The sequence below is a fragment of the Bacillus alkalicellulosilyticus genome (assembly GCF_002019795.1).
Lineage (GTDB): Bacteria > Bacillota > Bacilli > Bacillales > Bacillaceae_F > Bacillus_AO > Bacillus_AO alkalicellulosilyticum.
The window spans coordinates 927,210-944,067 of the sequence record NZ_KV917381.1 but is presented as its reverse complement, the minus strand read 5'-3'; the positions used below and the strand labels follow the sequence as shown (position 1 = coordinate 944,067).

Sequence of the window (16,858 nt, the reverse complement as noted above, 5' to 3'; positions counted from 1 at the left end):
TAATCTCGATATAAAAATTACTCCTCTCAAAAAGTGAGCTATAAGCTGACTTAGGTCTCAATCGACTTGTTTCTGGTTCTTTTATCTGAAAATACTTTATTGTAAACGAATTGTTCTTTTTAGCTTATATGTATCTTTAGGAGAGGTAATATAACCGTATTGCTCGTGCCCGATATACATAAACATACCTTCTCCTTCATTTCTGAACAAAAGATGAAATCCGTTAGTTTCACCACTTTCATTACGTACTAATATATCGAAATCTGGTTTCTCATTAATCACATCAACGTTACTATTTATTCTTTTTGAGTTTTCTAGAATATCTTCAAAGTCAGATATAGCATCTACTTGGTTAATTTTTAAAAAATAACTTTCATTTAATCCACCATAACCATTGGATTTGGATATTGAGATCTCAGTAATATTATCTATTAATTTCAACTCAGTTATCTCTTCATTTAGAGATTGACAAGCACTTAATGTAACACTAAAGAAGGTAAAATATACTACTATTATATAATGCTTCATAATTATCCCCCTAAACACATCCCATTAAAATATCAGTCTTCTTTTTGGACGTGTATCAATTCATAAAAAGATAGAATCATACAATTTCTCTAACCCAAACCCTAGATGCCCCCCAAGTTCAGGAATGGTTGTTTTATCTAAAGTTACCCAAGTATAATGATAAACCCATCCATTATCTTCATCCTGACTACGGACAACAACTGTAAATTTATCCATGCATTCTTCGACTGTTACATGAAAATAGTGTCGTGTAATCTCAGCATTTTTCTTGGCTAGAAAATAGGTATGCTCCCCAAGATATGACTGTATTTTTACTTCTTTTAGTTCAGCCTCTTCATAAACCTCTCTTAGTAGGCACTCTTCTAACTTTTCCCCTAACTCTAACGTGCCACCAGGAACCTGAAGTCCGTACGATTCCATACCTTCCTCTACCATAGTAAGCAATTGTATTTTCTTATCTTTTACTCGTGTTATGTATGCAGTCACTTTTGTTACGTTTTTTTTGGCATTCACATAAACAAACCCTTTCAACTTTCTATACATTTTAAGTGAAATCGCACAACCTCTTTCCTAATTTTAACATATTAATTTAGTTTCAGTGATTAAAAATCTACTATAAATTGGTTTGAACATCACCTGAGTCGACCGCATATCTTTTTTTACATATCCAAGCTTAGTTAGTTTCATGAACAAACAAAGTTTGGTAAACTAAGTAGGAATACGTGAAAGCGTTTTCTACTAAAGTTATGCTACGTTCATACACATGGAGGGAATATTATGGGACAAACACAAGATTTAGCACACCGTATTGCAAGCAAGACCATCAAACTTGTAGATGCTGCAGGGAACCCAGTTGCAGGAAAAGAAGTAGAACTAAATCTCACAAACCATAAATTTTTATTTGGGTGCGGTGCGTTTGACGCTGTGCCAGTTGCAAGCAAATTAGGAACCCCTGAACAGCTTGCATTTTTAGAACAAAAACTTGATCTATTTTTAGACGTATTTAACTCCGCTACCCTTCCTTTCTATTGGGATAGATTTGAGCCTGAAAGAGGAAAACCACTAACAAAAGAATTACAAGCGGCTGCCCGCTGGTTAAAAGACAAAAACGTTGCCGTAAAAGGACATCCACTCGTTTGGCATACGTTAGCGGCACCATGGCTTCTTGATATGAGCAATGAAGAAATTTTAAAAGCTCAATTCGACCGTATTGAACGTGATGTCACTGACTTTAAAGGACTCGTTGATACATGGGATGTCATTAATGAAGTCGTCATTATGCCTATCTTTGATAAGTATGACAATGGGATAACAAGAATCTCTAAAGAGCTTGGTCGTGTCGGTATTATTAAAGAAATGTTTGCAAAAACAAAAGAATGCAACCCTAATGCGACCCTTTTATTAAATGATTTTAATACATCGATTAACTATGAGATTTTAATTGACGGCTGTTTACAAGCAGGTGTACCAATTGATGTTATCGGCATTCAGTCCCACCAGCATCAAGGATATTGGGGACGTGAGAAATTAGAGGAAGTATTAGACCGCTTCTCACACTTTGGTCTTCCGCTTCACTTTACAGAGAACACAATTACGTCTGGACACTTAATGCCAGCTGAAATTGAAGACTTAAATGACTATCAAATTCCGGACTGGCCATCTACTCCAGAGCACGAAGAACGTCAGGCGAGAGAAATGGAAGAAATGTATACCATTTTATTTAACCACCCACTTGTCGAATCAATTACAAACTGGGAAATCAACGATGAAGGCCCATGGCTTGGCGCTCCAGCTGGGTTCTTACGAAAAGACAACAGCCCGAAACCTTCTTATCACGCTATCAAAAAACTCATCAAAGAAGATTGGTCTACCAATGTCACTGTTAAAACAGATGACAATGGCGTCCTTTCCTTTGAAGGAATTCTTGGAGAGTATGAACTCGTTAGCGAAGGTAAAAAAGCGAGCTTTACATTAGATAAAGGCGAAACTGAAACTGTGCAGCTAGTCCTTTAAAGAAAAATCGGGTGGTGCCAGGCACCACCCGATTTATTCTTTCTCTTTCTCTTTCTCTTTGAGAGAAAACCACATAATCAGTCCAAAAAGCCAGCCGAACACGAAAAAAATAGCAGTGTAAAAAAGGAGTCCTTTAAAAAAGAGGGCGAACTCCTTTGATAAGAGTGCACTGAAGTTTACAATTATCCCTGTTAACATGCCAGCTGGAATTCCCCAAAACAAACTTCCTTCAATGAATATAAACTTAAGTAGTCCTTTGTCTTTCGTTTCCTTCCAATTTACATAATTCATTTTATTAAACACCAACCATCTTCCTTACTAAACTATTATGAACTACTCCAAAAATAGGGTAGTTTATGATTTTGAACAATCAACGACCAGTTTTGTCAGTCATCCGCCAAAAGTAAAAAAAGTGTCCTCATAAGCTTCTGAGAACACTTCAAAACATGATTACACTTCTGTGGCTATTGAACGGATAACGGTTCTCCATCTTCTGTTTCTACGATAAAGCTTTTACCATCAAGCTCACCTTTTGGTACATTGGCATATCTTCTTGCCTGTTCATTACTATCAGGTTCTGGCTCATCTAAGCGGACAACGATTCTGACTACATTTTCGTCTACGACTTGTAATGCTCTAATGTCCATCGAAGAACCGTAGTATTCCTCATTGCTAATTTGCACAAGGAGGACATCGTTGTTATCAAAATTTACGTTAGACAATGCACTTGGATGATTGTCTTCGGTATAAACCCAAATACCAGCATTCGGTTGTCTATCAGGAACACCAAAGTACCAAGTGATATTTTGAACCGATATTTCAGGTAAAGACTGGTTTGGTGCTACTGCAGCAGAAGTGTCTATTTCGTTCGTGTCAGTTTCATCCCCTTCTTCCACACTAGTCGGCTCAACTGGGTCCTCTGAACTACTTGTTTCTTCATCAGTTTTGTTTTCTTCCGTTACTTCTGTCTTTTCTTCCATCTCATCTCCATCAGTAGACGAACTTAAAAAACTACAACCACTAATTAACAAAGTAAGCAGTAGAAATACCACTATCATAAAAGGTAATTTGCTCAAATTCATACCCTCCATTTTTCCATATATAATTACAATTAATTATTTTATTCCATTTTTCCCAAGAGGAAAAGGATATAAGGTCCTATTTTATCGGGTGGTGCCAGGCACCACCCGAATGGAACCACCTGATTGAAAGCGCTTCCAAATTATCTTAAAATATGAAAGATTCAGAACTATTAAATAAAACTATTGAACATAGAATTTAATCCTGTTAGAATGAGTAAATATTATTTTTTTCCTAGCAAGTGGGAATCATTATGTTCGATAGGGACGTATTATGACCAACAGGGACTTTAAATGACCCAGATACCCATTTTCTAGATACATAATTTAAGGGGGACTTTTTTTGAAGACATCTATCTTGAATTCAACAACGTATAAGTTTTATGTAAACGGAGAATGGAAAGAAAGCCAAACCGGTCAGACCATCGAAATTAAATCACCTTATCTTCATGAGACCATCGGAAAAGTTCAAGCGATTACGAAAGAAGAAGTGGACAACGCTATTAGCTCTGCACAAGAAGCACAAAAACAATGGGCAGACATACCTCTTCAACAACGTGCAAGCTATTTATATAAATGGGCAGAAGAATTGGTAAATATGCAATATGAAATTGCTGAAATCATCATGAAAGAAGTTGGGAAAAGCTTTAAAGATGCTAAAAATGAAGTGATTCGTACTGCAGACTTTATTCGCTATACAGTCGAAGAAGCGCTACATATGCACGGTCAAAGTATGAAGGGAGATAGCTTCCCAGGAGGCTCAAAATCAAAAATAGCCATTATTGAGCGTGTTCCTTTAGGAGTTGTACTAGCGATTCCACCATTTAATTACCCAGTAAATCTCGCCGCTGCGAAATTGGCACCTGCATTGATTTCAGGGAATGCTGTCATCTTTAAGCCTGCCACTCAGGGCGCTATCAGTGGTATTAAAATGATTGAGGCATTTCATAAAGCAGGGTTTCCAAAAGGGCTTATTAATGTTGTTACAGGTCGGGGTTCAGTCATTGGTGATTACTTAGTAGAACATAAAGGAATTGATATGATTTCCTTTACAGGTGGCACAAATACTGGAACTCATTTAGCGAAAAAAGCAGGAATGATACCGCTAGTACTTGAACTAGGTGGCAAAGATCCTGCGATTGTTCGAGAAGATGCAGACCTAGAGAACGCCGTACAACAAATCGTAAGTGGAGCTTTTTCCTATTCAGGACAACGTTGCACAGCTATTAAACGTATATTGGTCAATGAAAATGTGGCAGACGAAATGATTGGATTGTTAAAAGCAGAAATTGAAAAACTAACTGTTGGGTCGCCTGCAGAAGATAACACCATTGTTCCGTTAATTGATGATTCCTCAGCTGACTTTGTCCAAAGCTTAATCGACGATGCGATTGAAAAAGGGGCAACAGTTGTGACAGGGAACAAGCGTGAACAAAACTTAATTTACCCTACCCTTCTTGATCAAGTAACAGAGGATATGCGGATTGCTTGGGAAGAACCATTTGGACCAGCATTACCCGTTATCCGTGTCTCATCTGATGAAGAAGCAATCCACATTGCGAACGCGTCTGAGTTTGGTTTGCAAGCAAGTATTTTTACAAAAGACATCAATAAAGCCTTTTCGATTGCAAATAAACTGGAAACAGGTTCAGTTCAAATTAACGGTAAAACAGAACGCGGGCCAGACCATTTTCCTTTCATAGGTATAAAAGGTTCAGGTATGGGCGCACAAGGAATTCATAAAAGTATCGAATCAATGACACGTGAAAAAGTAACGGTATTAAACCTAACTGACTGATTGGGGGGATTCGGGTGGTGCCTGGCACCACCCGAATCCATTAAACCGAATACCAACTTGGGATAATTGATTCAAGTTGATTATGGTCTTTTAGGACGTCCAGCGAATATTCAATCATAAGCTCAAACTGGTCAGGGGTACTTTTTTTTGACCAAACAAGAGCTGATACGATATGAACGACACTGTAAAAGGTATATAACTGCCAAAACGAAGGCGAAATTGGTTTCATATCGTGATAGCCATCGATGATACCTTTTGAAAACTCAACACTCACTCTATATGAAAAGAATCCAAGCTTTTGTAAATCATGTATCGGGTCTCCCCAATCCATTCGTTGAAAGTCAATGATTCCTGCAAACTGTTTTTCGTGAAGCAAGAGATTGGCTGGAAGAAAATCATCATGTTGGAACGTATTTGGTCTATCCTTCATTAAACTCTCATGCTCCTTTATGTAACCTTCAAGCATCTTAACTAGGTCATATGAGAGGTCGAGTTCTTTTAATTGCGAGAGATAACGGTCCGACTTTGCTTTTTTTACCGTGTACCATGACGGATAAAGTTCTGGTGCAGATAATTGGTGTAGTTTTTTTAACTCCATTCCTGCTAAAACTCCTGCTTGATACTGTTCATCTTCTGTTAGTTCAGCTAACCCCACTTCGGCATCCACTCCAGGCAAAAAACTAAGCACCATATAAGAAAACTCGCTATTAGTTAAGGTCCCAAACTCTAGGGCTTCTGGAACACATGTTGAATAAACTCCTAACTTTTTTATAGTATTAAACTCAATTTGCCTCTTTTCAAGCTCACTAGTTGGAAATACCCTAATGAGATATTGGTCATCAACTACATACTTCTTATCAAATGAGTAACCCTTCGTTAGCTCCCTTATTCTACGGCCATTTTTAGCATATGGAATGCTTTGTAGCAATTCAGTTTCCATGAGGTTCCTCTCTTTCTGGTATTCGGGTCGTGCCAGGCACCACCGTATTGGTTATTGTTATTTTGTATAGAATATACTAAAATATGAAAACACCATTCCTATATTAATAGTTTTTTCATACTTTATCCAATAATCCTTGTATAAAGTGTTATTAGAATATAGAGAATAAATGAAATTCGGGTCGACCACAGGTACGCCCCGAATGAAAGAAGGTATATAGATATGGAAGAAGTAATAAGAGGAGCATTAATTTCTGGAAGTCTGATTATAGCAATTGGTGCTCAAAATGCCTTTGTACTTAGACAAGGATTAATGAAAAATAATATTTTCTGGGTATCCCTCACTTGTTTTTTGTGTGATTTTATATTAATTACGATCGGTGTATTAGGAATTGGAACGATTATCAGTAGCAGTACGATTGCAACCGTAACTCTTGCAATTGCTGGAGGCCTCTTTTTAGCTTTATATGGCTTAAAATCACTTCGAAATGCATGGCTCTCCTCTAGTTCAATGACTATTAATAACAATGACAGGGAAGCAGCTCCTAAAGTTCGAAAAACGATTTTACTCACTTTGGCCATTACCTTATTTAATCCACATGTTTATTTAGATACCGTGGTTATCATAGGTGGTTTTGCAGGAACACTCATGTGGCAAGAAAAAGTCCATTTTTTAATTGGGGCTGTGATCGCTTCGTTTGTATGGTTTTTTGGACTTGGTTATGGAGCAAGATGGTTGATTCCTCTATTTGAAAAACCTGTTGCTTGGAGAATACTAGATATTGGCATTGGCTGTTTGATGCTCTGGCTTTCCTATCAACTCTTTCAATTTGCTATCGTAAGTATGTAAGGGGATATATATGTATTACATAAGTAGACCAGCCAAGACAGTGGTTTGTGCTGCTTATTTTGTATACCATCGTTCGTTGAAAAGTTCTTCATCCATAAGAATTATGTCCCCTATTTTCCTTACTCTAATTTCCTAGACTTGTGCCACAGTTAGTAAATACAACCAAGTTCTGAATATAAATCATAGGATTCAACAATTTGTCTGGTATAAGTGGGGGGATTATCTTGGGGATAAAACGCTCTACATTAATAACTCCTTCAAGTGTCATACTAATAAGTTTTTACTTTCAGTACCTTATAATTATTGAACTGACATACCCTTTCTTGTCAAATACAGATTCTACTTGGCCCCAAGTATAAATATATGGTGCTTCTCCTAAAACAGATAACAACCACTGGTCATGACTCTTTTTCTTTACTGTCTCAAGCTCTTCTATACAATTGCTCCATGTTTTACCATTCGTAACTTCTGATAAATGTACTTCAATAAGTTTTCTATCATTAAAAAAGACAGTTACTAGAAAGGGTTTTTCGCATATTTTAAAAGTATCTTTTATTAGATAACTCGTATCAACACTCCCCCCTTTGTACAAAGAAGTAGTCTTGAACAATTCAATAGACATCTTAGAGTGTAAAGCTATGTTTCCATTATCAAATGATATTGAACCCGTTTCCTTATCAATCATGTCTTATCCTCACTACTATATAATGTGAATTTGCTGGCTCTTATACTCACAACTTTACTCGTACTTAAACCATTGATAGATTATGCTTAATCCATGTGAAAAAATAATCACATGCCTCATCTTCGTTAGCAAATATTTTTCTTCCCGACTTATTCCCTCTCTCGCTATAATAAGTTTCCCACTTGCCACCAACCGCATTCAAACAGAATCTTTCATTAGGTAAGCCACCATTTAACGAATAGGCATGGCTAGGTATATTTATCTCTTGAAGCTTCATCTCAAGCTCCTTTAATCTCATTTAATGAATACCTCCTTTTTTACTTGCCACAAAAAGCATTTCCCTCTGTGAATCCTGACTCATTAACATTTGAATAATGTATTAAGATTATCCTTGATAGAATCTAAACGTTCATTTGCTTCCATGCGCTTCTCATAGTCATCTTTCCATATAAAATAGTCAGATAGACCGACTCGAGGTCGGGTAATGTTTATATATATTTCGCATAGTTGTTGGTGTATTTGTTCTGCTGCACTTTCAGTATGTTGATTATCCATATATTCATCTATTAACTCTAAACCCATTTCTAGTTGTTTAATAATAAAGACAGTCTCATTATCAATCTTTTCCCCTAAAATTGTTATTAATTGTTTATATAGCTCTTTTGTCCGGAGTATATCGTCTTTCATAAAGGTTCCTTTCTTGCCCTCTTTCAGCTACAACCTGTGCCAAGTGGGAAAAATGTAGTTAACAAGGTAGTTGTATTAGGACTCAAACTTACCTGTCCGTTAATTCTGAAAGGCGCTTAAAAATATGAAGAAAGCTTTGATTCGTTATGGCTTGTGCCCATACCCCGTCCTGGAAGCGCTCCACCCTCACAAAAAACGTCAATACCACTCTTAGTTTTACCAAATCCAGTTGCGAGATTTTTTCCTTTTCTAGTTCAGATATATGCTCCGGTAGATGGCCTGTGTATTCTGAAAGAAGTACCCCAGAATCATAGACTTCACTAATGAACTTAGTAAAAGTTTCCTCATACACCCGATAACCAATGGATATAACGTCATCTGCATCTTTCTGTGTGGACTCCCAAGTATATGATTGCTGACTCGCCGACTCAAAATAGCTAATATATTTTAGTATATTCTTATATTTACAATTAACTATCACTCCCTTGAAGAATAACCTCACAGCGGTTACTATCTAGTTGATTTATTTTGAACCCAATAAAGCAACGCACCTACCATCATTCCTACGGCTAACCCGATACCAGCACCTGCCATCTGAATAAATACATTATTGAACATCGTCCCTACTATCACGCTCAATCCAGCACCAGCTAATAATCCAAAACTCATACCGTAAGCTATATAATTTCCTAATTTAGTATTGTTCTGTTGTTTATCCTTCATTACCTTTCTCCTCATGAAAACTCTAGAAAATTTACCATGCACCAATTTAGACTAGCTAAGCCTCTATTATAGGGTTCCACCAAAGTTTGGATTTTCCTCTTATTCTACTTTCTCATAAATTTAAAAGACAGGAAGTTTCTTTTCGCACATTCGATGAATACTTAGCTCCAAAATACAAAAAAACTTGAAGGGCTTTAGCCAATCAAGGTCATTTTTCTATACTTCTACCAAAATATATTTGCATAACTTATTGTACAATGCAGCTTTTCCTTTGCCTTAAGAGGGAATAATTAACACTACATTAGTTCCTTACCAGTGCGTTTTGAAAATACTTTCGGAGATAGTTTGCGCTTGCATATAATACATTGAAACTAAAAATCCTCAAGAGTTATTACTCCTGAGGAAAATAATAATATTATTAAAATGTCATCACTTAGAGAAGATTACACCTTCTCTAAATAGACAACGAACCACCCTTTGTCCTGCTGTATCAAAATATATAATTTATATCTTGCTTTCGTATTTAGAAAGTATTTTCTATTATTGCCTTAAAGGGAGCGTGTCCATTTTCAGCATTTCTCAATAAGGTCGGTTTCCTAAACCTTTGACTACACTGTAATTTAAAAACAGCCGTACTACCATTCATTTTTATGAAATATACATCTATCCATATTGGTACTAATGGTTGTAATCCACATAGTATATTTACAGTACTATCCAATGTCAGCAACTTATTTCCTATATTTTCTTCACTTAGAACGTTTAATCTCATCATATCATCTGCACTGTTTAATGGCTTATCTTTTTCTTTCACAGGCTCTATAACAAAATTACAATTGTTATAAACCAACTCTTTCTCTCTTGATATTTCTTCAATCGTTTTTAATAAATTTTCTCTAAAAATATCTTTATTCATTTGTTTCATGTTCTTCACCACCTACTTAATCTTAGAGCTAGAAATCTTAACAAGCTGATTTATGTTGACGTAACCCGAAGTTGTTGTTTCAATAGCATAAATTTCGTGCCAAGCATTCTTAGTTCTTATTCCTGATTGCTCTAGAATTTGTGGAAATAATCTTGCTTGCTCTATTGAAGGAGTATAGTGCCCAGATAAGTTAGACATGCTTCTAACCTGTCCTTGACCATTAATCTTAAGCTTTCCAGCCGATTGTAGAGACTCACCATTTGCCAAAAAGGAATGTCCTCTCCCAATATGCAGTTTTCCATTCATATCTACAACAAAATCCACCTCAGTTAGACCATTAGTATTTTTAAGGTAACCATTTTCGATATTGAAAGAAAACTCCTTTCCAGTTTGAACATCATCGGGAAACCTGTTATTGATTTGTTGTACAGGTCTACCACTTTCAGTACCCTTTACCGTATCACCACTAACCTGACTACCTGTCTTATTCCCATCTGCCGCTTTTGGTTGTGTCACAGTCTTATTATCTATTGAACTATTTGTTATGTTAGGCTGTGCGCTTTGATTCCCGTTAGGTTTGGTAGAAGTGGGTACCTTCGTCGCTGGCTTTATTGTTGTCGTTGTGGTTGCTGACTTTATACTTTGGGAAAGCGCTCCACCTCCGACAACTGTTCCAGCTAACCCCATGCTGTTTAGCCAATGTTCTGCGGAAAGGGGATCATCTGGATTCACTGCTCCGATCGTCATATCGACTCCGCCAAGCGTTATCCAATTGCTAACAGTTCTTAAGGATGGGTTGTCGACCATTTCGTTATAGTTATTCTCTAAACCTTGATAAATCCCTTTAGGTATTCCAAATGATATCGCATTGCCAAAGTCTCCCCATGAATCAAACATTTTGTCTGATCTGTCCATATGTTCGTCCAAAATCATCGTACCTATTTCTTTGAAACTATTTAGCGATTTCTTTGTACCTGTAGTAAAGGTTAACTCTTCTGTTTCACTCGTATCGATTTGTGTTTTTCTTGTCTTATTTAGTGAGCTTTGAAAAATCTTTTGGAGAAAGGTTGCGCTTGCTAGATAATAAGGAAATACTCTATTTATTTGTGACAAGAAATATGAAAAAGCCAGCAAAATATTTCTTACTATAATTAATAAACCTTGAAAGGCGATTAGCCATTTCAAGGTCTTTTATCTATTAACTCAAAAAAGTTGGTAACTGATTTAACCACTCTTCAAAGTTATCAGCTTCTTTATCTATATTATTTTCTTCATGTGAATAATAGTAAACTCCCGAGTTTGGACACTCATTGGAAATAAGACAAAAGTAGTCACCATTCCCTATACTATAATATGGGATTAATTCTTTCTTCCATCCCCCCTGTTTCATCTCATAGTCATAGGTAAATTCAATAGTATCATTTCCATTAGTTTTGCCAGTGGAAACATTTAAGATATCTCCTGGAAATGAATATTCAGACATTAATTCAATAAAAAATTTAAACTCCGCTGGGAATTCACAACCAAACTTTTTTTCAATCTTTTCCCAATCACTTGCCAAAGGAATATCTATTTTTCCTATTTCTTTATCTAGTATACCATCTAGTAACGCTGCAATCTCAACTCTTGTCACTCTCTTTCCCTCCTTTTAAATCCCTTCCCTTGGTAATATATATTCTTTTCCTCTTTCTATATAGTGTTCTCTAATCTCCTTGGCTCTTTGATATGGAGTTAACCGGGAAGGTTTATCATGACGTGTATGATTTCCTCCACCTCTATGAGTTCTTTGCTCTAGTTCATCTAATTTCCCACCCTTTTTAACAGGGACTTGTTGTCTATGATGTGCTTCTATATTTTTATCACCATGTGTTATTTTAGTTGTTGGTCCTTTTCCTTGACGCATTCTTATGACTTCTTCTATTGTTTTTGGTTCATATCTTACAAGTGGTATTGACATAGGTGGGTCTGGATTTGGATAGTTTGATGGACTTAGCTTGGCGTTATCTATACCCTTATTAAAACCACTAAATGCATTTTTCCCTAGTTTTTTAAACGTATTTTTAATAGCAGTTCCTGTACTAAAGTAATCTACATACCATATTGGTGTTCCTTCAAACGCGCTGCCTAGTTCTCTGCTTCCACCAATCCGATTTTCGGGAATATAACTGACTTCTTCAAACTTTTGAGTTCCATTTTCGTAATACTCTCGGATGATTCTTCCGTTCTGAACCACATGATATATCCCGCCAAATTCCATATATTCATCAATGACTTTGAAAGATTCTATTGCTTGATTTGCCCATTCCCCATAATATATGTTTCGCTCTTCTGGTGGCAAACAGGCAACTTTATCGAAGTCGTATTCCAACTTTTTAGAAAACATATCATAGGGTGAGGTATGATATATTTCGGTATTGGAGAAATTCGCCATGTTCTTTCTTGCCTGATTTAGCGCGTTTTGAAAGTATTCTCGAAGGTATTTTGCGCTTGCTACATAAAAAGGAATTCTCTCCCTTTCATCTGATGCCTTAGAATATAAGGTATGTACCGGCTGTATCATCTCTTTTTTAAGAATTTGTGTTATCCTATAATAAAAGTTTTGAGTTGCGCTTAGTACCCAAGGGCGTGTTGACCTTACTGCATCGAGTGCGGTTTGCGCTTTACTCATTTGGTATTCTTTGCTATATACATGAGTTGGAATTTTACTAGTAACCTGTTGTGTGGTCAGTTGAATAATTCGTTTTGACCAACTATAAGGGTCTTTAATCGTTGCCTCATACACCTGTCTCACTTTAGATTTTATATATGTCGTGCTTAGCACTTTGAATAGGTTTTTGATGTCTATGGCCTTAGCTATGTTTTGACGGATTTTCTTGAGAGTGTATACTTTTTCGCTAGACTCACTAGTTTTCTTTCGTTGTTTGAGTATGCGGTCATCGATTGGTTCGTAAACTTCTCAAGAGCCTTTAGTTGTTGTTCGATGTCATGAAGAGCACGTTGTACCGAATCTAGGCGACCACCTATGTTGCGCCTAGATGCAATTTTCCTATCTAAACTATTCGATACTCCCTTTATATTTCCTCTTGCAGAAGAAATCATTGACCTTTGTTTCTCTAGCTGACTGTTGGCTTGAAGTATTTCTTTTATTCGTATATCAATTAGAGACAAATTCCCACCCCGCTTAACGCCACAGAAAATTCCCTATAAAGGAATCTCTTGGAAAATAGTTACTCCTAGCATAAATCAAAGAGATTTCTATAGTTAGAGACTTTTGTAATTATTTTCCACGCAAGTGGATGGGTATATTTTACTATTTTCAGGTGGTGCCACAGGCATTCGGGTCGTGCCTTGCACCACCCGAATCGCACATACTAAATAAAAAACCTTAAAGGCATAAAGCCAATTAAAGTTCAACTCCTTAGGATTCAAATGTGATTATCTCAGGAAATACACCACTTTCCTTAACTAGACATCTTGCCAATCTTTGAGCTGCTCTATCGAAGTAAAATCGATTTGAATGATTTGGGTTATTAATCGGTTCTAATTCTGAGAACATTCTAGTTACTTTGTTTAATTCAATCTTTCCCATTATCTCTTCTTCTGGGCCGAATCTATAAATCACAACTGATTCATCCTCATAGTCTTTCAAGAGTAAAACAAAAGCTCCCATTTATAATCACCTCTAATCTATTTCCACAGTCGAACTGATGTGACAGCACAGCAGCGTGTTGCAGTTTCATAGTTTGTATTAGATATACCTTCAAACCTTGACTCAAACATTTCATGTTTCAATAAATTAATGTCTTTCGTGTTGTAATTTCCTTGCTGTAATCTAGTCCGTACTTGGCAATTTCATAATCAGTGTCAAACCTTCCATTTCCACTTGACTTGACTTGATATGTTTTGTTCATTTTCAAATACATGGTCGTTGATGCGTTGAATTCGGCATTCTGCAATTCCTGTTTTCTTTGAAATTGCCTGAACATCTGAAATTGATGCTCTTATACTAACATACATTTTCGATGCTTCTTGACGGAATATTCATCTATTGAAAGATTATTACGACCTCTAGTTTGAACATTATTTGTTTCCTTAGTTATATCAGCCCCAAACTGTCTTATTCGCCTCTGCCGCTTTTGGTTGTGTTACAGTCTTATTATCTATTGAACTATTTGTTATATGTTAGCCTTTGCGCTTTGATTTCCGCTAGGTTTGGTAAGAGGTGGTACCTTCTTCGCTGACTTTATACGTTGGGTAAGCACCCCACCTCCGACAACTGTTCCAGCTAATTCCATACTGTTTAGCCAATGTTCTGCAGAACAAAAAGAAACCTTAATAGGCAATTAGCCAATCAAGAATTCTAATTTTGAACTTTGAATGAAATATACTTAGCCCCAATATAACACCCAAATTATCAGGGTAATCTTCAGGTTTAAACTTAAAAATATGATAACCTTGTTCTACAAAATTAAAATCTTCTCCAACTAGGATAAAATCTCCATATCCAACTGAAAACTTTGTTAACTCAATAATTATATTTTAGTGACTAACTACTTCATCAACATTAACCAACACTGCTTCTATTTCATTTTCTCAATAAAACAATAGTCTTCCTTGTTTCGGGGTTATTTCGATATTATCAATAGTCTCATTTAACAGTTGTATTGATTTTTGAATAGATTTTTATAGCTATCCCCTTGCAATTGAATCTTATTTTTCCATGTGTTAAATAAAGAAAATACATTCTTACAAAAAAATCGTTATCTTCAATATCTAAAAATGGTTCCTCTGTAAGATTCATGAAGATTAATCCATTTACCAACTTTGTCTTTTTAACAGCTCCATTTTCTGTTTTTACTACATTAATTCTCCCTTATTAATTTACGACAAATAAATAATTTACCTCCTTATCCATTTTATTCTTCAAAGAGTACTCCTTTAGACAGAATCCATCCATTTAATCCGTATGAAGCATATATTTTATAATAATGATAACTATTTTCCTTGATATATTTAATTAAATCCTCTACATATTCATAATCCATGGGCCAAAGATAATCCTTTTCCTTATCTAACAATTCTTTGTTTTCTAATGCAAACGATTCGACATCTCCTTCAACTATATCAAAAAGTATGCTGCCAGATAGCTGATTTTCAAAATGAAAAGCAAAAAAATCTTTAAATAAAATTTTCACTTGTTTTTCTTGTTCGTTTTCCACTTTCATGTCAATTTTTGAATACTCAAAATCTATTTGATAATTTAAAATTTTACTATCATGAATTTTACTCATAAGTAATCCTCCTCTTATTCTGGTTTTTGTCTAGGATGTTTTTTAGACCAATCCCATTTGTGTCTATGAGGAAATGTGTGGGTTCCATCATCAGAATGATTGAAATCTATATCTTCCTTTGCTCTTCCATTTTCATCGTAATATCTTCTTTGTTTAACAGTTCCATCAGGATTTAACAGATCAGCTGAAGAATTAGGTTCTCCTTTTCCAGGCAAGTTAGTCTTATTCTTCACTTCAATATGCTTTGGCATTTTTTGACCTTGTTTTACAATTTCACTAATTTCATCCGTACCCTTATTAAATCGAATAAATGCATTTTTCCCTAGTTTTTTTAACGTATTTTTAATAGCACTTCCTGTACTAAAGTAATCTACATACCATATTGGTGTTTCTTCAAACGCACTGCCTAGTTCTCTGCTTCCACCAATCCGATCCTCGGGAATATAACTGACTTCTTCAAATTTTTGCGTTCCATTTTCGTAATATTCTCGTATGATTCTTCCGTTCTGAACCACATGATATGTCCCGCCATATTCCATATATTCATCAATGACTTTAACAGATTCTATTGCATGCTTTGCCCATTCACCATAATATATGTTTCGCTCTTCTGGTGGCAAACAGGCAACTTTATCGAAGTCGTATTCCAACTTTTTAGAAAACATATCATAGGGTGAGGTATGATATATTTCGGTATTGGAGAAATTCGCCATGTTCTTTCTTGCCTGATATAGCGCGTTTTGAAAGTATTCTCGAAGGTATTTTGCGCTTGCTACATAAAAAGGAATTCTCTCCCTTTCATCTGATGCCTTAGAATATAAGGTATGTACCGGCTGTATCATCTCTTTTTTAAGAATTTGTGTTATCCTATAATAAAAGTTTTGAGTTGCGCTTTGTACCCAAGGGCGTGTTGCCCTTACTGCATCGAGTGCGGTTTGCGCTCTACTCATTTGGTAGTCTTTGCTAAATACATGAGTTGGAATTTTACTAGTAACCTGTTGTGTGGTCAGTTGAATGATACGTTTTGACCAACTATAAGGGTCTTTAATCGTTGCTTCATACACCTGTCTCACTTTAGATTTTATATATGTTGTGCTTAGCACTTTGAATATGTTTTTGATGTCTATGGCCTTGGCTATGTTTTGACGGATTTTCTGTTTTTTCTTTGTGAATTTTACTTTGATTCCTTTAAACGCATTCCAATTCTTTGATTTGACGGTCTTTCTTGAGAGTGTATACTTTTTCGCTAGACTCACTAGTTTTCTTTCGTTGTTTGAGTATGCGGTCATCGATTGGTTCGTAAACTTCTCAAGAGCCTTTAGTTGTTGTTCGATGTCATG

The 16,858-nt window shown here is 35.9% G+C and carries 22 protein-coding genes; 3 read left to right on the top strand and 19 right to left on the bottom strand.

Features of this window, described 5'->3' with window-relative positions; all coding sequences use genetic code 11:
* Positions 1 to 96: 96 nt before the first annotated feature.
* A complete protein-coding gene (locus tag BK585_RS04995) occupies positions 97 to 528 on the bottom strand; it encodes a hypothetical protein (protein WP_078552300.1) in 432 nt (143 codons plus the stop codon).
* Positions 529 to 588: 60 nt separating this feature from the next.
* Positions 589 to 1,041 carry an NUDIX domain-containing protein gene (locus BK585_RS04990; RefSeq protein ID WP_170885476.1) on the bottom strand — a complete coding sequence of 151 codons (453 nt, stop codon included), beginning with the start codon at positions 1,039 to 1,041 and terminating at the stop codon, positions 589 to 591.
* A 264-nt stretch (positions 1,042 to 1,305) separates the two neighbouring features.
* Between BK585_RS04990 and BK585_RS04985 the strand changes: the two genes are divergently transcribed.
* Positions 1,306 to 2,541, top strand: a complete 1,236-nt coding sequence (locus BK585_RS04985) for an endo-1,4-beta-xylanase (protein WP_078552297.1) — start codon at positions 1,306 to 1,308, stop codon at positions 2,539 to 2,541.
* Positions 2,542 to 2,574: 33 nt separating this feature from the next.
* Here the strand turns inward: BK585_RS04985 and BK585_RS04980 are convergent, their stop codons facing one another.
* Both BK585_RS04980 and BK585_RS04975 read right to left on the bottom strand, forming a co-directional pair.
* Positions 2,575 to 2,844: a hypothetical protein gene (locus BK585_RS04980; RefSeq protein ID WP_078552295.1), complete on the bottom strand. Its 270-nt coding sequence runs from the start codon at positions 2,842 to 2,844 to the stop codon at positions 2,575 to 2,577.
* Between the two features lie 161 nt (positions 2,845 to 3,005).
* Positions 3,006 to 3,617: a hypothetical protein gene (locus BK585_RS04975; RefSeq protein WP_078552293.1), complete on the bottom strand. Its 612-nt coding sequence runs from the start codon at positions 3,615 to 3,617 to the stop codon at positions 3,006 to 3,008.
* 358 nt (positions 3,618 to 3,975) lie between these two features.
* On the opposite strand from BK585_RS04975, the gene BK585_RS04970 reads away from it, so the two are divergent.
* Positions 3,976 to 5,418, top strand: coding sequence for an NADP-dependent glyceraldehyde-3-phosphate dehydrogenase (locus BK585_RS04970; RefSeq protein WP_139367633.1), 1,443 nt, complete (start codon positions 3,976 to 3,978; stop codon positions 5,416 to 5,418).
* Between the two features lie 40 nt (positions 5,419 to 5,458).
* Here the strand turns inward: BK585_RS04970 and BK585_RS04965 are convergent, their stop codons facing one another.
* Positions 5,459 to 6,358, bottom strand: coding sequence for an aminoglycoside phosphotransferase family protein (locus BK585_RS04965; RefSeq protein WP_078552289.1), 900 nt, complete (start codon positions 6,356 to 6,358; stop codon positions 5,459 to 5,461).
* 222 nt (positions 6,359 to 6,580) lie between these two features.
* Here BK585_RS04965 and BK585_RS04960 point away from each other — a divergent pair, with 222 nt between their 5' ends.
* Positions 6,581 to 7,207, top strand: coding sequence for a LysE/ArgO family amino acid transporter (locus BK585_RS04960; protein ID WP_078552287.1), 627 nt, complete (start codon positions 6,581 to 6,583; stop codon positions 7,205 to 7,207).
* Between the two features lie 286 nt (positions 7,208 to 7,493).
* Here the strand turns inward: BK585_RS04960 and BK585_RS04955 are convergent, their stop codons facing one another.
* From BK585_RS04955 to BK585_RS24385, 14 genes are all read right to left on the bottom strand, one after another.
* Positions 7,494 to 7,892 carry a hypothetical protein gene (locus tag BK585_RS04955; RefSeq protein WP_078552285.1) on the bottom strand — a complete coding sequence of 133 codons (399 nt, stop codon included), beginning with the start codon at positions 7,890 to 7,892 and terminating at the stop codon, positions 7,494 to 7,496.
* 64 nt (positions 7,893 to 7,956) lie between these two features.
* Positions 7,957 to 8,190, bottom strand: coding sequence for a hypothetical protein (locus BK585_RS04950; protein ID WP_078552283.1), 234 nt, complete (start codon positions 8,188 to 8,190; stop codon positions 7,957 to 7,959).
* Positions 8,191 to 8,252: 62 nt separating this feature from the next.
* On the bottom strand, positions 8,253 to 8,579 hold the full coding sequence (locus tag BK585_RS04945; protein ID WP_078552282.1) for a hypothetical protein: 327 nt from the start codon (positions 8,577 to 8,579) through the stop codon (positions 8,253 to 8,255).
* Between the two features lie 88 nt (positions 8,580 to 8,667).
* Positions 8,668 to 9,060 (bottom strand): DUF6508 domain-containing protein, encoded by a 393-nt coding sequence (locus BK585_RS24810; protein ID WP_419095511.1) that lies wholly within the window; start codon positions 9,058 to 9,060, stop codon positions 8,668 to 8,670.
* Positions 9,061 to 9,089: 29 nt separating this feature from the next.
* Positions 9,090 to 9,302: a hypothetical protein gene (locus tag BK585_RS04935; protein WP_078552278.1), complete on the bottom strand. Its 213-nt coding sequence runs from the start codon at positions 9,300 to 9,302 to the stop codon at positions 9,090 to 9,092.
* Between the two features lie 523 nt (positions 9,303 to 9,825).
* Positions 9,826 to 10,227 carry a hypothetical protein gene (locus BK585_RS04930; RefSeq protein ID WP_078552277.1) on the bottom strand — a complete coding sequence of 134 codons (402 nt, stop codon included), beginning with the start codon at positions 10,225 to 10,227 and terminating at the stop codon, positions 9,826 to 9,828.
* Between the two features lie 12 nt (positions 10,228 to 10,239).
* Complete coding sequence (locus BK585_RS04925) at positions 10,240 to 11,412, bottom strand: hypothetical protein (RefSeq protein WP_078552275.1); 1,173 nt, start codon at positions 11,410 to 11,412, stop codon at positions 10,240 to 10,242.
* Between the two features lie 13 nt (positions 11,413 to 11,425).
* Positions 11,426 to 11,860, bottom strand: a complete 435-nt coding sequence (locus BK585_RS04920; RefSeq protein WP_078552274.1) for an SMI1/KNR4 family protein — start codon at positions 11,858 to 11,860, stop codon at positions 11,426 to 11,428.
* A 15-nt stretch (positions 11,861 to 11,875) separates the two neighbouring features.
* The gene (locus BK585_RS24390) at positions 11,876 to 13,009 is read right to left on the bottom strand and encodes a hypothetical protein (RefSeq protein ID WP_245805783.1); all 1,134 of its coding nucleotides are present in this window, start codon (positions 13,007 to 13,009) and stop codon (positions 11,876 to 11,878) included.
* A 71-nt stretch (positions 13,010 to 13,080) separates the two neighbouring features.
* On the bottom strand, positions 13,081 to 13,395 hold the full coding sequence (locus BK585_RS04910; protein WP_078552272.1) for a hypothetical protein: 315 nt from the start codon (positions 13,393 to 13,395) through the stop codon (positions 13,081 to 13,083).
* 250 nt (positions 13,396 to 13,645) lie between these two features.
* Positions 13,646 to 13,897, bottom strand: coding sequence for a hypothetical protein (locus BK585_RS04905; RefSeq protein ID WP_078552271.1), 252 nt, complete (start codon positions 13,895 to 13,897; stop codon positions 13,646 to 13,648).
* Between the two features lie 194 nt (positions 13,898 to 14,091).
* On the bottom strand, positions 14,092 to 14,244 hold the full coding sequence (locus tag BK585_RS23920) for a hypothetical protein (RefSeq protein ID WP_170885474.1): 153 nt from the start codon (positions 14,242 to 14,244) through the stop codon (positions 14,092 to 14,094).
* 899 nt (positions 14,245 to 15,143) lie between these two features.
* Entirely contained in the window at positions 15,144 to 15,518 is a 375-nt protein-coding gene (locus BK585_RS04900; RefSeq protein WP_078552269.1) for a hypothetical protein, read from the bottom strand.
* Positions 15,519 to 15,532: 14 nt separating this feature from the next.
* Positions 15,533 to 16,807, bottom strand: coding sequence for a hypothetical protein (locus tag BK585_RS24385; protein WP_245805902.1), 1,275 nt, complete (start codon positions 16,805 to 16,807; stop codon positions 15,533 to 15,535).
* Positions 16,808 to 16,858: the final 51 nt, after the last annotated feature.

Bases quoted from the DNA above. Each gene is read 5' to 3' on its own strand.
- BK585_RS04995 (WP_078552300.1), bottom strand. From the start codon at position 528: ATGAAGCATTATATAATAGTAGTATATTTTACCTTCTTTAGTGTTACA.
- BK585_RS04985 (WP_078552297.1), top strand. From the start codon at position 1,306: ATGGGACAAACACAAGATTTAGCACACCGTATTGCAAGCAAGACCATC.
- BK585_RS04965 (WP_078552289.1), bottom strand. From the start codon at position 6,358: ATGGAAACTGAATTGCTACAAAGCATTCCATATGCTAAAAATGGCCGT.
- BK585_RS04960 (WP_078552287.1), top strand. From the start codon at position 6,581: ATGGAAGAAGTAATAAGAGGAGCATTAATTTCTGGAAGTCTGATTATA.
- BK585_RS04955 (WP_078552285.1), bottom strand. From the start codon at position 7,892: ATGATTGATAAGGAAACGGGTTCAATATCATTTGATAATGGAAACATA.
- BK585_RS04950 (WP_078552283.1), bottom strand. From the start codon at position 8,190: ATGAGATTAAAGGAGCTTGAGATGAAGCTTCAAGAGATAAATATACCT.
- BK585_RS04945 (WP_078552282.1), bottom strand. From the start codon at position 8,579: ATGAAAGACGATATACTCCGGACAAAAGAGCTATATAAACAATTAATA.
- BK585_RS04935 (WP_078552278.1), bottom strand. From the start codon at position 9,302: ATGAAGGATAAACAACAGAACAATACTAAATTAGGAAATTATATAGCT.
- BK585_RS04930 (WP_078552277.1), bottom strand. From the start codon at position 10,227: ATGAAACAAATGAATAAAGATATTTTTAGAGAAAATTTATTAAAAACG.
- BK585_RS04905 (WP_078552271.1), bottom strand. From the start codon at position 13,897: ATGGGAGCTTTTGTTTTACTCTTGAAAGACTATGAGGATGAATCAGTT.
- BK585_RS23920 (WP_170885474.1), bottom strand. From the start codon at position 14,244: ATGTATGTTAGTATAAGAGCATCAATTTCAGATGTTCAGGCAATTTCA.
- BK585_RS04900 (WP_078552269.1), bottom strand. From the start codon at position 15,518: ATGAGTAAAATTCATGATAGTAAAATTTTAAATTATCAAATAGATTTT.
- BK585_RS24385 (WP_245805902.1), bottom strand. From the start codon at position 16,807: ATGACCGCATACTCAAACAACGAAAGAAAACTAGTGAGTCTAGCGAAA.